The organism is Chitinispirillales bacterium (genome assembly GCA_031254455.1).
GTDB lineage: Bacteria > Fibrobacterota > Chitinivibrionia > Chitinivibrionales > Chitinivibrionaceae > WRFX01.
This window is the reverse complement of the sequence record JAIRUI010000125.1, coordinates 1-15,694: the sequence shown is the minus strand read 5'-3', so window position 1 is coordinate 15,694 and position 15,694 is coordinate 1. Positions and strand designations below refer to the sequence as shown.

The 15,694-nt window shown below is 39.4% G+C and carries 9 protein-coding genes and 1 pseudogene; 7 read left to right on the top strand and 3 right to left on the bottom strand.

Annotated features, from left to right (window positions below; genetic code table 11):
- Positions 1-143 (top strand): IS5/IS1182 family transposase (locus LBH98_10040; GenBank protein MDR0305086.1); only part of this gene is annotated, 143 nt, incomplete at its 5' end.
- A 36-nt stretch (positions 144-179) separates the two neighbouring features.
- Here the strand turns inward: LBH98_10040 and LBH98_10035 are convergent.
- Positions 180-449, bottom strand: a pseudogene (locus LBH98_10035) (IS1595 family transposase).
- Positions 450-912: 463 nt separating this feature from the next.
- Between LBH98_10035 and LBH98_10030 the strand changes: the two are divergent.
- Together LBH98_10030 and LBH98_10025 are read left to right on the top strand one after the other, a co-directional pair.
- Positions 913-1,623, top strand: coding sequence for a DUF1573 domain-containing protein (locus LBH98_10030; GenBank protein ID MDR0305085.1), 711 nt, complete (start codon positions 913-915; stop codon positions 1,621-1,623).
- 48 nt (positions 1,624-1,671) lie between these two features.
- Positions 1,672-3,084 carry a capsule assembly Wzi family protein gene (locus tag LBH98_10025; GenBank protein ID MDR0305084.1) on the top strand — a complete coding sequence of 471 codons (1,413 nt, stop codon included), beginning with the start codon at positions 1,672-1,674 and terminating at the stop codon, positions 3,082-3,084.
- A gap of 18 nt (positions 3,085-3,102) precedes the next feature.
- On the opposite strand, the gene LBH98_10020 is transcribed toward LBH98_10025, so the two are convergent.
- Both LBH98_10020 and LBH98_10015 read right to left on the bottom strand, forming a co-directional pair.
- Positions 3,103-4,029 (bottom strand): diguanylate cyclase, encoded by a 927-nt coding sequence (locus tag LBH98_10020; GenBank protein ID MDR0305083.1) that lies wholly within the window; start codon positions 4,027-4,029, stop codon positions 3,103-3,105.
- Positions 4,030-8,415 (bottom strand): transporter substrate-binding domain-containing protein, encoded by a 4,386-nt coding sequence (locus LBH98_10015; GenBank protein ID MDR0305082.1) that lies wholly within the window; start codon positions 8,413-8,415, stop codon positions 4,030-4,032. It lies immediately after the preceding gene.
- Between the two features lie 196 nt (positions 8,416-8,611).
- On the opposite strand from LBH98_10015, the gene carB reads away from it, so the two are divergent.
- From carB to LBH98_09995, 4 genes are all read left to right on the top strand, one after another.
- Positions 8,612-11,842 carry a carbamoyl-phosphate synthase large subunit gene (carB, locus tag LBH98_10010; protein ID MDR0305081.1) on the top strand — a complete coding sequence of 1,077 codons (3,231 nt, stop codon included), beginning with the start codon at positions 8,612-8,614 and terminating at the stop codon, positions 11,840-11,842.
- Between the two features lie 183 nt (positions 11,843-12,025).
- The gene (gene nadA, locus LBH98_10005; GenBank protein MDR0305080.1) at positions 12,026-12,952 is read left to right on the top strand and encodes a quinolinate synthase NadA; all 927 of its coding nucleotides are present in this window, start codon (positions 12,026-12,028) and stop codon (positions 12,950-12,952) included.
- Positions 12,953-13,206: 254 nt separating this feature from the next.
- A complete protein-coding gene (locus tag LBH98_10000; protein MDR0305079.1) occupies positions 13,207-14,301 on the top strand; it encodes a hypothetical protein in 1,095 nt (364 codons plus the stop codon).
- Positions 14,301-15,694 (top strand): alpha-hydroxy-acid oxidizing protein (locus LBH98_09995; GenBank protein MDR0305078.1); only part of this gene is annotated, 1,394 nt, incomplete at its 3' end. The genes LBH98_10000 and LBH98_09995, both read left to right, overlap by 1 nt.

Sequence of the window (15,694 nt, the reverse complement as noted above, 5' to 3'; positions counted from 1 at the left end):
GGAACGAAATTGAGCGATTTTTCTTGTGGTTAAAGCGTTTTCGAAAAGTGTTCACTCGTTATGACAAGTTAGATGTGGTGTTCAGCGGATTTATTTTTCTGGCAATGTGTATTGACGCCCGGTTTAGTGTGAACACAATGTAAATTATCTAACACATTGTTATTCTCAGCCTCAAAACACTTCCTAATGCGCTGTAGCATAAACCAAGCAGTCTTTTGAGTCACATTTATATCCCTTGAAAGTTGTAAAGATGAGATTCCTTTCTTATGAGAGGTGATTAACCAAATAGCCAAAAACCATTTTTTAAGTTTGATTTTAGTATTATCAAATAAAGTGCCTGTCTTAACGTTAAAATACTTGCCCGTATTCCTGCACCGATATTTTCCGCCCTTGCATTTGTAAACTTTGGAATCAGGGTCAAACGGGCTGACAATATTATCTGCCCAACGCATTGACTCTAAATGCTCAATGCAAATTTCTTCTGTTGAAAATTCACTTATCAAATCTAAAATTGAATTAAAACTCCTCAAACTTAACATACCTGTTTCCTTTATTTTAAAAGTAATAACCGACGGCGGAAACGTGTATATATTTCAGGAGATTATGTGATTTTATTTAATGTTTTACATTAAGTTAAATCTGGGATGTAATTTTTATATACACCCAAGCAATAAAAAGAATTGGGCGGATTTTTAATTTTTGACAGGAAAGTCTGAATTTTTGATTTTAATTGCCAATTTTTCATTGGCAAAAAGTAATTTGATTAATAAAATAACCCATAAAATGGGTTGATTATATCTTTGTGTAAAATTGTATATAGTCATCTAATTTTTTATTATTGTTTTGTAAATAAAAGTAGTTTTGAGTATGAGTTAATTTATTTTTTAATGTTTTTCATTTGGAGGTATGTTTATGAAAATGAAAATTGTTTTGTCATCGCTGTTTGTCGCGGCTGTTTTATACGCGCAACCAAGACTTTTCGTAGAGCAAAAAACATTTGATTTTGGAACGATCCCAGACGGCAACAAGGTGTTGTCACATACGTTTTCTATAGTAAACAATGGGAATGAGCCGCTTAAAATAACATCCGTGCGTCCGAGTTGCGGATGTACGGTTGCAAAATTTGATTCCGTAATAGCGCCCGGTACCGCTGGAAATATATTGGCGGAATTTAATACCGATGGTTTTACCGGACATCAGGAAAAAATTCTAACTGTTTATTCAAACGATCCGGATTCATCGCGAATTCAACTTAGAATCAAGACGTTCATAAAGGCTGCGCTCGACATTTCGCAGAGATGGATGAATTTATTTTCAGATAATGGAAAAATTAACGGTTCCGTATCCCTTTTGGCTTCGCAACCGGATTTGATAATTAAAAAAGCGCAATATATTTTGAGCAACAATCAGGAAAACATTTCGCCGATTGTTGTAAAGACGACCGTTAAAAACAAGGGCAAACCCGACAAAGAGGGCATTACGACTTACGAATTTGATTTTGAATTCATAAGAAACGTCAGCAAATACGAAAACGGAAAAATTGTCTTTGAGACTAACGTGAAACAGAAACCGTCCATTGAGTTAAACGTTGCCATTGAACCGAAAAAAGATGTCCCGTATTGATGTAAAATCATACAATTGATTTGAACTGACGACTTTGTTGGGAGACGAATGAGAAATATTTTTTTGTCGCTTGTCGTTTGCATGACGTCTGTTTTTGCTTTACCTGTCGTTTTAGACGACAACATACACAGAAATGCCGAAAAAGACAGCGTTTATACTTTACGATTCAAAAATGATTCGGAATTTTTATTAGCGAATAATTTCAATTTACGCCTGAAATCAGGAGGAATCTACGCTAAAGACATAAATAACGGACGAATTATAGCGTATTTCGGCGACTCAATCGGATATAAAGCGTTGGATTTTGTTTTTGGAGTTTTTCTTGACAACAAAGCAATTTATGGGAAAACGCTGGATTGGGTAAAACCCGAAAAAGGGAATGATCATAAAGATACGCTTAAAGCGCTTGACGTACACAGATTAATGTTAAAATTTACGCCGAACGATTATATTTCAATCGGCGTCGGCAAAGATTATTACAATTTCGGACCTTCACAAATAGGCGGATTGCTGCTTTCCGATTATAATATGGGTTTCACAGGACTTTATCAGAGATATAAACTGTGGGGATTTACAATTTACGGACTCGCCGCACAACTAAACAGCACGCCTTGGGGATATTACTACGAGCATTCGCCGCAAGAAATTTTAGTGCACAGGTTTCTTGCTTACGGAAGAATAGAATACTACCGCGATTTGTGGGGAATTGCGGTCTCGCAGGCGGAAATTTATGCGGGAAACGGACGTTCTTTTGAGCTTCAATATTTAATTCCTGTTTTCATATATCATTACGCGCAAATATCAAATTGGCGTTATGGAAACGACGGTGAAAAATCTCTCGGTTCAATTGACGCTTACGCAAATTTTTTCGATAAAAAATTAAAAATATACGGCGAACTTTTGATTGATGATATTCAAGGCGACAGAGACGGCGCGTCGCAAAGCGTACAAAATTGTCTGGGATTTATCGCCGGAGCGAAATTCAACGTTCCAAAAATTATTTACGGATTTGCAGAAGCGGGACAAATTAACTCCTATGTGTATAATCACGTAACAGGCGATGCTTTAAGATACCGTAACAAAGAAGCGCTTATAGGCAGTCCGCTTGGCTCTGATAATCAGATATACTGGGGAAAACTCGGACATTGTTTCGACAAAATCGGCTTGAAAACCGAAGCGTACTTCTGGCTTCTACGACAGGGAGAACGAGATATAAATTACGACATAGAAACAATGCATGGAACGCGAAAAGATAAAATTCCCTACGGAAACATACACCGTGAAACTGCCGGCTGGCTTTCACTTGTTTATGAATACAAACACAATACTGCGGAAATTTTCGGCGGATTTTCAAACGCCAAAACCGAAAATGTTTTTGAAGATTCAAATACAACGCCGTTTTTCGGATTTTCTATAAATATGGCGATAACAATCGGCTGGAATAAATTAACTTCACACTAAAAGCAAGGCGTTTTTATTTCACGTTTCCAATAAAATTTCTTCGGCTCGGCAAACTTTATTTCTACCCGTATTTTTAGCGGCATAAAGCGCTTCGTCCGCTTTGGCAATCAACGACTGAATTGTATCGTTTTGCGACGGCTCTAACGAATGAACCCCGATACTAATCGTAACATTAGTTATTGATCCGTCTTTGCAAGGTATTGATTCTTTTTCAATTGCCTTACGAATTTGCTCGGCAATATCCGTCACTCCGTCTATATCCGTATTTGGAAGCAATACTGAAAATTCTTCTCCTCCATAACGAGCGGCAAAATCGCCTGAACGTTTTAACGTATGCGTAAGAATTTTTGCAACTGTCTGCAAAACAACATCGCCGTGCTGATGTCCGTATGTGTCGTTAAATGTTTTAAACTTGTCCACATCAATCATCAAAAAACCGATAGGTATATTTTCTCTAACCGCTCTTCCCCATTCCACAAACATCTGATTATCTAAACTGCGCCTATTGGGTATCCCTGTCAATTGGTCTATTTGGCTTAAACGTTCAATAATACGCATCTGATTTACGATTTGTAATTGGTTATGAACTCTCAATTTTACGATAGCCGAACTAAACGGTTTACCTATGTAATCGGCTGCTCCCGACAGTAATCCTTTCTCTTCGTTTTCACTATCGCTGAGACCGGTAATGAAAATAACGGGGACTTCTTTAATTTTACCGTCTAGTTTCCTAATTTCAGCAAGTATCTCGTATCCGTTCATTTCCGGCATTATGACATCTAACAAAACCAAATCCGGTAAATATTCTTTCACTCTTTCGATAGCGGTTCTTCCGTCTTTTGCCGTATAAACCGTGTATTTTTCATGCAACAAATGATTTAGCGCCATAAGATTAGTTTTTTCATCGTCCACTATCAGTATACTGTTTTTTGGCGTAATATCCATTTATAGTATCCCCAATCCTTTCTTCAAATCAGCAAGCGCGGCGGCTGCCGGTCCGAAATCAAAATTTTCCATCAATTCAATAAGATTTTCACTTCCCGGTATGCTATTTAGCTTTTCTGAAAGTTCCAAACATTCGGGATTGCCGCTTTTCAGTAAATGTTCTAATTTTTCAATAAGCACTAGTGTTTCTTTTTCCGAAAGATTTTCTGTCGTTTTTGTAAGTTTTACGCTTTTTTCAAGCAGCGGCATAAGATCTTTCAGAACTGTATTTAGCTCAAATTTAAGAATATCCATACTTGCCTTTGTCGTATTATCTTTTCCGTCTTTTAACATTTTTTCAATATCATTGGCTGCGTTTTGCAGCGAAATTTTACCTATAAGTCCAGCAGTGCTTTTTAAAGTATGTGCCAATCGATGGGCAAGTTTAATATCATCATTATTTATTGCTTCGACAATTTCGTCGAATTTTTTTTTATTATCTTTGACAAAATCAATTAATAAGCGTTTATGCAATTTTTCATCGGCGTCTTTGTCTATACTTGCATGCATATTTGAAGCCGCAAACGCCTTATTTGCTGGAGTAATATATTTTAACAAACAATGCCACAATTCCTGTGTTGTAAACGGTTTACCTACGCAGTCATTCATGCCGGCATTCCTGTAAAATTCCATTTCGTTGGACATAACATTCGCTGTCATAGCAACTATCGGCGTTTGTGTTTCCAATTCCATGATTTTTGGAGCGGCTTCAAGTCCATCCATAACAGGCATTTGCATATCCATAAAAATCAATGAAAATGGTTTTTCTCCTTTATTTTTGCGCTCCTTTACAAGATCAATCCCTATTTTACCGTTTTCTGCGATTACAGTGCGAAGCCCGACTCTGGAAAGATGCTCGGTAATAACTTGCTGGTTCATTGCGTTATCTTCACATACAAGTATTTCTTCATCGCTGAACATCGGTTTTTCAACGATTTCTTCAACGCCGTCGCCGTCGCCGTCCTCGTTTTCGTTGACGTCTATTGTTTGAAATATAATATCAAAACTAAATTTGCTACCGATTCCAGGGGAACTTTCCACTGTAATTTTACCACCCATCAACTCAACGATGTTTTTTGTTATTGGGAGTCCTAATCCTGTTCCCCCGTATTTGCGTGTAATGCTGGCGTCCGCTTGTACAAACGGTTCAAATATATTTTTTAATTCATCGGAAGATATGCCGATTCCGCTATCTTTAACCTCAAAATGTATCGTACAACTTTTATCTGTTAAATCTTCGGCGGTTGCAGAAAGCTTGACCGCGCCGACATTTGTAAATTTTATCGAATTACTTAAAAGATTGATAAGCACTTGACGCAATTTGGTCGGATCGCCAAGCAGTTTTTTATTTAATATAGGTTCTGCGTAAAAATGCAGTATTATATTTTTTTCAACCGCTTTATGGGTTATTACCGTTTTACACTGATACAATACGTCGTGAAGATTAAACGGAATTGATTCTATCTCCATTTTTCCCGATTCAATTTTTGAGAGGTCTAAAATATCATTTATAATTTGAAGCAATGCTTTTGCGCTTCTTGATATATTATCTATGTATTCTTTAGTTTTTGTCGGGATATCGTCACTAATAGCTAATTCCGAAAATCCTATTATACTATTCATAGGCGTACGTATTTCATGGCTCATATTAGCCAGGAAAGCAGACTTTGTTTTATTTGCGGCTTCAGCGGCTTTTGCGGCTTTTGCCAAATCATTCTGAATTCTTATGGATTCCGACACGTCGTCCGTGCTGCCGACTACGCCTATTACGTTCCCATTCGTATCTTTTATTTGCGCCGTGTGAGATCTTAATACGCGACCGTCGATTTCGCAAGACCAGTTCTGTGCGCCTTCACTGAATGTTTTCTCTGCATTTTTGATAATATCAATAAAATTATTAAGTTCACTGACGGAATCAACAGATTTCCCTAGCATAGACGATGTTTCAATTCCTATTTCACTCAAAAGTTGTCCGTCAAATGTTGTTATTATCCCGTTAAGATCTACACTCCAAATTACACCCGCATATTTGCCTACAACCGTTTGAAGTTTTGCCAAGGTATTTTGCATGTCGTTTACGATAATACCGCGTTGAATTGCGCTGGTAGTAAGCAATCCCCACGAATACAGCGAGTAACATTCGGGAACGGAAAATTTACGCGTCCTTTGACAATCGTAAAAACCGGCAAATCCCCAGAAATTATTTTCTAAAAACATTGGAACCGCTACAAAAGATTGAACATGCATACGTTCAAAATATAGAAGTTCTCTTTTGGAAAACTCATCTTGAACTTTTCTTACATATTCCCCGCGCAAAAGCGTTTCTTCCATATCCGAAATAACATCTTGATATGCTAATTCTTCCGATCCGTAATTTTTTACTTGTTCTTTACCCGACCAACTGCACACCCGTTTGTAAAAACACGTCCCGTCTTCATTTCTAAAACATTGCCACAAACACACGCTATCTACATCTATTTGTCTTCCAATCATACCGACACAATTATTTATGACATCCCAATAATTTAACGGATTTGATTCCAAAAGAAGCGCTGCGGTATCATTTATAGTAGAAGCGAGTAAGTGTTGCATTTCAAGTTCTGCGGTTCGCTCAAAGACTTGCTTCTCAAGTTTTTTGCTTTCTTCGGTTTGTCTGCGAAGTCGATAAAGAATTGTGGGAATTATCAGTAAAACAACTATACCTCCAATCATCCAAGGAATTTGCATTTTCATCATTTTTATTTTGTAATCATAAGTTTTACACAACCATTCTTCCGATATTGATTCTACGTCGATCACTTGAAGAGCTTTGTCAACTATAGAACGTAAAATAACTTCATCTTTATTGAATCCGAATGTAGATTTATAACCGTATGTAGATTTAAAATTATCATTGAATGAGAAGTTTATCTTGTAATCCGGAAGTTCCCTGTAATTTGTCAGCATGAGGAGTTTATTATGACTTGCCATTACCATATCTACATCTCCTCGAATCAATGCGTTAAATGCGGCATTTGTATTGTCGTATTCTATGAAGTCTTTGTGAAACGGAAACCAACTGCGAAACAATGTGGAGGATGCTGTTCCTTTAACTAACGCTATCTTATAATATGATATTTCATAAACGTTGATATTTCTTAGTTCTGAATGAGAAATAAGAGCGAAATCATCTTCAAAAAGCGTAGTTTCAGACCACAAAAAGCGTTCGTCGCTATAGTTTGTAAGTATTAATTCGGAAATAATGGACGCTTCACCGCTTGCAAGCAAATCCAATAAATTTGAAATTTCTTTGTCTTGATTATTAATTCTCTTAAATTTAAGTCCTGTCAGAAATTCAATTTCTTTCAATAAATCAATTGCAATTCCATTCCAAGTTTTTTTGTGAGCGTTATAAAAACATATAGGGTAATTTGCGTTTTCCGCCGCAAAAGGTATCACAGAACGTTCGGTTATATAAGCGCGTTCTTCTTCTGTTAACCGCGTGTCTAACAAGTTTTTTTTGTATATTTTGTAACCATTATTGTAAAGGTTGGTAAGATATTTAATTCCGTCGTTTTGCAACGCTTTATTCACTATCGAAATAAACGGCTCAAGTTCCTTGTTTTGTGTTGTCAGCGATACCGGGCTAAAAATCAGCGGAAAAAATGGCGTAATATTAAATTCTTCGTGCGCTCCAAAAACGGCTTCCGCAGGGCTTTCTTCAAAAAAAACGTCAATTTCTTCATTTTTGAGCATATTACAAGCGACATCGTAATCGTTAATATATATCGCTTCAAAATTTAGCACAGTTCGAGCGAAAATATCTTTATCTGTGGTTACATTCGATAAAAAACCGTAGCGCAAATTCCGTATTTTGGCAATATGAGACAACGGCTCACTGTTTTTTTTCGTTACCGATATAAGCGGTCGCTGCGCTATAGGACCTGTCATAAAATATGTTTTCAGGCGTTCTTCCGTAGCAGTCATTTCACCAGTAAAATTCACTTCTCCGTTCTCAAGCCCTTCAAGCAAATCATCCCATTTATAAATTTTCGGTTTAAATTGCATTTCAAATAAGTCTGAAAGCCAATCGCAAAACATAACGGTAAATCCGTCTAATTCTCCGTTGCTATCGATAAATAATTCTGTCCCGTAATTTCCTCCGAAAACAAAAAACTCAAATCGTTTACGAATATTTTCTACAAATTTAATTTCTTCTTTGGTAACTCCGGGAATATTACGAAACGAGGTGTAAATATTTGATGTTTTGTTGTCCGGTTTTGAGGGGTTTTTTTTGCATCCAATCATAAAAAACGGAAACGATATAAATACTAAAATTACATAAAAAAAATTCATTATTCGTTTCATGATTAACCGGAATATCCTTATTTTTCAGTAATTAAGAAATCATCATAATTATAATGTAATATTTGGCAAACGTATTTTGTCAAATATGTTAAATAATTTTATATGTTTTCTTTCTTGTCGTGTAACACGTTTTGGGAAATATTATTTTATCGTCCGAAACTGCCTAAAGCGATAAATACGAAAGGGAAAACGGAAAGTGCCGAAAAGAAGCGATTTGCGCAAAATTATGATAATAGGAAGCGGTCCGATAATTATAGGTCAAGCGTGCGAGTTTGACTACTCGGGAGCACAGGCGTGCAAGGCGCTTAAGCAGGAGGGGTTTGAGGTCGTACTTATAAATTCCAATCCGGCTACGATAATGACCGACCCGAATATGGCGGATAAAACTTACATTGAACCGGTTACGCCGGAAGCGGTGGAAAAAATCATCGCCCGCGAACGTCCAGACGCGCTGCTTCCGACTATGGGCGGACAAACCGCGCTAAACGTGGCTATGGCGCTTTGCAAAAACGGTACGCTTGACCGTTACAACGTAGAATTAATCGGAGCGGACGAAAAAGCGATAAAATGTGCGGAAGATCGCAGCGAATTTAAAAAAGCGATGGAAGAAATAGGTCTTGAAATGCCGAAAGCGAAATTTGCTCACAGCATTGAAGAAGCTTGGAACATCGTTGAAGAACTCGGTTTCCCATGTATCGTACGCCCTAGTTTTACTATGGGCGGAACGGGTGGAGGAATAATATATACGCGCGACGAATTTGAAGAAGCGGCAAAAAAAGGATTGCATTCGTCGCCGACAAACGAGATTCTTATAGACGAATCAATTTTGGGGTGGAAAGAATACGAATTGGAAGTTATGCGCGACAGAAAAGACAATGTCGTCATAATTTGTTCCATCGAAAATATTGATCCGATGGGAGTGCACACGGGTGACTCCATAACGGTAGCGCCCGCGCAAACCCTTACAGACAGGCAGTACCAAAAGATGCGTGACGCCGCAATTGCAATAATTCGCAAAGTCGGAGTAGAAACAGGTGGAAGCAACGTGCAGTTTGCGGTAAATCCTCAGAACGGACGAATGATTATCATTGAAATGAACCCTCGTGTAAGCAGAAGTTCTGCGCTTGCCAGCAAAGCGACCGGCTTTCCCATTGCAAAATTTGCGGCAAAGTTAAGCGTCGGTTATACTTTAGACGAAATTATGAACGACATTACCCGTGAAACTCCCGCGTCATTTGAACCGGCTATAGATTACGTTGTAACAAAAATTCCGCGTTTTGCGTTTGAAAAATTTCCCGAAGCGGACGCTCGGTTAGGCGTACAAATGAAGGCTGTCGGAGAGACGATGGCAATCGGGCGAACTTTCAAAGAGAGTTTGCAAAAAGGTCTTCGAGGACTTGAAACACGTCATAACGGTTTTGAGACTAAAAAATATCTTGACTGTCCTACACAAAAAATTAAGGACGAACTGAAAACGCTTTGCGCCGACAGAATTTATTTAATTCGCGCTGCGCTTGACAAAGGAATTTCGATAGACGAAATACACGACATAACCAAAGTCGATAAATGGTTTTTGAACAATATGAAAGATATAGTAGAATTTGAAAAAGAGTTGCCAAAATTTACAAATATGCCCAAAAACGCACAAAAAGAATTATTGACGCAAGCCAAATCAATGGGATTTTCCGATATTCAAATTGCATCTGCCAATAATCTTAAAGAAGTTCAAATCCGCGAAATTCGCAAAGAATTGGGCGTATTCACCGTATATAAATTAGTTGATACCTGCGCCGCGGAATTTGAAGCATATACGCCTTACTACTATTCCACTTACGAAAGTGAAAATGAGTCCGTATCCGATTCCAAACGAAAAATATTGATTTTGGGCGGCGGACCAAACAGAATCGGACAAGGGATTGAATTTGACTACTGCTGTTGTCAGGCGGCGTTTGCCCTCAAAGAACTTGGAATTGAGTCGATTATGGTAAATTCCAATCCAGAAACCGTATCGACCGATTATGACACTTCGGATAAACTTTATTTTGAGCCGTTGACTTTTGAAGACGTTATGAATATAGTCGATCAAGAAAAACCTGACGGCGTCATAGTACAGTTCGGCGGACAGACCCCGCTGAATTTGGCTAAAAAACTTCGTGACGCGGGAGCAAAAATTATCGGTACGTCCGTAGAAAGTATCGACAAAGCTGAAGACCGCGACGAATTTAACGCGATGTGCAGAAAACTTGGAGTAAAACAACCCGAAAACGGAATGGCGAATACTCCGCAAGAAGCAACAGAAATAGCAAACAGAGTGGGATACCCGATACTTTTGCGTCCGAGTTTCGTCTTAGGTGGACGCGGAATGCGCACTATTTACTCACCCGACGGATTAGATAAATTCGTAAACGAAGCAAAAGAAGCGGGTGAAAATCGTCCCGTCCTGATAGACAAATTTATACGAGATGCGATAGAAGTGGATGTCGATGCGCTTTGCGACGGTAAGCAAACGATGATTTGCGGGATAATGGAACATATAGAAGAAGCGGGCGTTCATTCCGGCGATTCCGCTTGTGTTCTTCCGCCTCATACTCTGCCGCGAAGAATAGTCAAAAAGATCGAAGAAATAACCAAAAACGTCGCGATGGAACTCAATGTAATAGGACTTATGAACATTCAGTTTGCGGTTGACGGCAACGATATTTATATTATTGAGGCGAATCCGCGTGCAAGCCGCACCGTGCCGTTTGTGAGCAAGGCCACCGGTATTGCCTGGGCGAGAATTGCCGCTAAAGTTATGACGGGAATTCCACTTGAAAACATTCCGGAAGCGCGGGAGCGCACTATGGATTATTTTGCCGTAAAAGAAGCGGTTTTGCCGTTTAACAAATTTCCCGGAGCGGATACCATGCTGGGACCTGAAATGAAATCCACCGGCGAAGTAATGGGTATAGACAAAGATTTTTCCATAGCGTACGCAAAAGCGCAAGAAGCCGCATATAATAAACTTCCCGCCAACGGAGCGGTGTTTATTTCGGTGAAAAACACGATAAGACGCCACATTGTTTTTATGGCAAAAAAAATACACGAACTGGGTTTTACGATTTATTCTACCGAGGGTACGGCAAGAATGCTTGTCAATAACGGCGTTGCGGCAATCGCCGTTCCGAAAGTAGGTATGAGTAAGCCGGATATTGTAGATATGATTCGCGCCGGAAAGTTTGACCTGCTTATAAATATTCCCGAAGGTCAGCGTGCGCTTGCCGACAGCAAGCCGATACGCATGGCGGCAGTTCAAAGCGGCATTCCATATATAACTACAATAGAAGCGGCTCAAGCGGCGGTTGCGGGAATGGATTCTCTTTCAAAACATGATTATTCCGTGAAGTCGATTCAGGAATACGGAGAATCTGCAAGTAAAACATCGTAATAGACAATTATTCTGTGCGGTTGGAGACTTCACTATGAAACAAATTGAAGAAATTAACGTGTTAATTCCATTCTGGAAAGCTAAATTTTTTGATAGAATAAAAGTTAAAGACTATAATGTTAATTTATGAAATGTATAATAAAGTTACGGATTATGGCATAGGTCGGCAACGGAGAAAAACAAATGGAAAATTATCAGTATGTCGAAAAAATAAATAAATTGCGCAAAGAAAAAAACGCAGTAATTCTTGCACATAATTACCAGCGCTCCGAAATTCAGGATATTGCCGATTTTTCTGGTGATTCTTTAGAATTGTCGATTAAAGCGGCGCAGGTAAAAGAAAAAATTATAGTGTTTTGCGGAGTGCTTTTTATGGCTGAAACGGCAAAAACGCTTTCGCCGGACAAAATTGTTTTGCTTCCGGACGAAAATGCCGGATGTCCTATGGCGGATATGGTGAATGCCGAACAAGTACGCAAACTCAAAAATGAAAATCCAAACGCGAAAGTTTTATGCTATGTAAACAGTTCTATACAAGTAAAAGCGCAAGCGGATTTGTGCTGTACGTCAAGCAACGCCGCAAAAATTGTCGAATACGCTTTTGATAAAAATCAGGAAATAATTTTTGTGCCGGACAAATGGCTTGCACGGGTTGTCGCCGAAAAAACCGGACGAAAATTCATTGTCTGGGACGGATTTTGTCCTACACATTCGCGGATTTTACCGGAGAATATAATTGAATTAAAAAAACAATATCCTCATGCGATAACTATGGTACATCCCGAATGCACAAAAGAAGTTTGCGATACTTCCGATGAAATTTTATCGACAGGACAAATGAGTATGTTCGTTCAAAAAAGCAACGCAGAAATTTTTATTATCGGCACGGAAGAAGGGATGCTTCACCGCTTGCAAAAAGAAAATCCCCTGAAAAAATTTATTTTAGCAAGCCAAAACGCCACTTGCCCGAATATGAAAAAAATTACGCTTAAGAAACTTGCAGATTCGCTTGAAACCTTGTCGCCTGAGATAATTTTAGATACGCAAATTATTAAAAAAGCAGAAAATTCCATCCGCAAAATGATAGATATCAGTAAAAAAATTATGTAAACTATTTACCTGTACATTACATCTTAACACCGAATTTCGCGAAATATTTGTAACTCTTGCCGTTCCTGTCCTTTACTTGCGCAATGACCAAATAAGAACATTTTATTTTTCAAAAAAATATAAATTTTTCTTGACAGCGATATAATACACAAAGTATATTATCGACAATTTGAACAAAGGCGTTCATTGGATAGTGCGGAGTCCGTATTATTTGATGAACGTCTTTTTGTTTATACGCTTATCAAGGAGAATATATGCAGCGAGAAGGACAGGTAAGAATTCCGTCGGGTTGCGCAATATCGGGAATCATAAGCAAATCCGGCAAACGTATGAGCGGTGAGGCGATTATCCAATCTATTGCGGTAATGCACGACCGTTCAAACGGATTGGGCGGCGGCTTTGCGGCGTATGGAATTTATCCGGAATACAAGGACTATTACGCGTTTCATATTTTTTATGACAGCGTGCAGGTAAAAAAAGAATGTGAAGAGTTTTTGGAGCGGCATTTTGATATTATAAACCTTTCCAAAATTCCTGTCAGAAAAATGAAAGAAATTACGGATGAGCCGCTTATCTGGCGTTATTTCGTTACGCCGCTACCGACAAAATTAGCGGAAAGTCAAAATAACGAACGTGAATTTACCGCAAGATGCGTATTTTACGTGAATACAAAAATTAACGGCGCTTACGTCTTCTCAAGCGGGAAAAATATGGGTGTTTTCAAGGCGGTCGGTTTTCCGGAAGATGTCGGACGTTTTTATAAACTTGAAGAATATGAGGGCTATTGCTTTACGGCGCACGGACGTTATCCGACAAATACTCCCGGCTGGTGGGGCGGTGCGCACCCTTTTGCACTGCTTGATTATTCGGTTGTGCATAACGGCGAAATATCGTCTTATGACGCAAATCGACGCGCTATTGAAATGTACGGCTATAAATGTACGCTTCAAACAGATACCGAAGTCATTACTTATATAATTGATTATCTGCACAGAAAAAAAGGATTGACTTTTGACGAAATAGCGTCGGTTATAGCCGCTCCGTTTTGGCAGACTATCGCACGGCAAACAAAAGACGAAAAGGAAAGGTTTGAATATCTGCGAATAATGTTCTCCGCTCAGCTCATTACGGGACCGTTTTCAATTATGGTCGGTTTTGAAGGAGGGTTGATGGCGCTCAACGACAGACTGAAACTGCGAAGTATGGTTGTAGGTGAAAAGGACGATGTGGTTTATATCGCAAGTGAAGAAGCGGCTATTCGTATTATTGAGCCGAATCTTGAAAATGTTTGGGCGCCTAAAGGCGGGCAGCCGGTGATAATCAACATTAACGACGAAAGTGAGAAATAATGGCGATAAATTTTTTATATCCCGACTATGAAGTAGCGAGAAATTATGATAAATGTATAGTTTGCCGCGCTTGTGAGAGGCAATGCGCTAACGAAGTTCATGAATATCTTGCCGACTCCAAAAAGATGGTTTGCGATGATGCCAAATGCGTAAATTGCCATCGTTGCGTTTCACTTTGTCCGACCCGTGCGCTAAAAATCGTCACAAGCCAAAATACGTACAAAGAAAACAAAAACTGGACGAAAAAAACAATAAACGAAGTATATCGTCAAGCAAACTCCGGCGGCGTCTTGTTGTCAAGCATGGGCAATCCCGAAGATTTTCCCGTGTATTTCGACAAGATACTTCTGAACGCTTCGCAAGTTACGAATCCATCGATAGACCCGTTGCGCGAGCCGATGGAAACAAAGGTTTTTCTAGGAACAAAACCGTGTCAAATAAAACGGGACGAAAGCGGAAAAATAAAAAATAATTTGCCGCCGCAATTGTCGTTGTCTATGCCTATAATGTTTTCGGCTATGAGTTACGGCTCTATCAGTTACAACGCACACGAAAGCCTGGCAAGAGCCGCAGAAAAATTAGGCGTTCTTTATAACACAGGCGAAGGCGGTTTGCACGAAGATTTTTACCGCTACGGGAAAAACACTATCGTTCAGGTCGCTTCAGGGCGTTTCGGAGTTAACCCGCAGTATCTCAGCAGCGGCGCGGCGATAGAAATTAAAATGGGGCAGGGTGCAAAACCCGGTATAGGCGGGCATTTGCCGGGTACAAAAATTGTCGGAGATATTTCGCGGACAAGAATGATTCCTGAAGGCGGCGACTCAATTTCACCCGCTCCGCATCACGATATTTATTCTATTGAAGATCTGCGTCAACTTGTTTTTTCTCTGAAAGAAGCCACAGAATACAAAAAACCGGTCATCGTTAAAATTGCCGCCGTTCACAATATAGCCGCTATTGCAAGCGGTATTACAAGAAGCGGTGCGGATATAATTTCCATTGACGGATTTAGAGGCGGAACGGGGGCGGCTCCCACAAGAATCCGCGATAATGTGGGAATTCCTATAGAACTTGCTTTGGCATGTGTCGATTCACGTCTTCGGGAAGAAGGAATCCGCGATAACGTATCAATAGTTGTGGGCGGCAGTATTCGTTCAAGCGCGGATATAGTTAAAGCGGTAGCCTTGGGTGCGGATTGCGTATATATTGCGACTTCGGCGCTTTTGGCGCTGGGCTGTCATTTGTGTAGAACTTGCCACGAGGGTAAATGTAACTGGGGCATTGCGACGCAAGTTCCTGAATTGGTTAAACGATTGAATCCTGAAATCGGATACAAACGGCTCATAAATCTTATGACAGCGTGGCAGCACGAAATTATGGAAATGATGGGCGG

Excerpts from the sequence above, each read along its gene's own strand:
- LBH98_10030 (MDR0305085.1), top strand. The coding sequence starts at position 913 with ATGAAAATGAAAATTGTTTTGTCATCGCTGTTTGTCGCGGCTGTTTTA.
- LBH98_10015 (MDR0305082.1), bottom strand. The coding sequence starts at position 8,415 with ATGAAACGAATAATGAATTTTTTTTATGTAATTTTAGTATTTATATCG.
- LBH98_10000 (MDR0305079.1), top strand. The coding sequence starts at position 13,207 with ATGCAGCGAGAAGGACAGGTAAGAATTCCGTCGGGTTGCGCAATATCG.
- LBH98_10020 (MDR0305083.1), bottom strand. The coding sequence starts at position 4,029 with ATGGATATTACGCCAAAAAACAGTATACTGATAGTGGACGATGAAAAA.
- nadA (MDR0305080.1), top strand. The coding sequence starts at position 12,026 with ATGGAAAATTATCAGTATGTCGAAAAAATAAATAAATTGCGCAAAGAA.
- LBH98_10025 (MDR0305084.1), top strand. The coding sequence starts at position 1,672 with ATGAGAAATATTTTTTTGTCGCTTGTCGTTTGCATGACGTCTGTTTTT.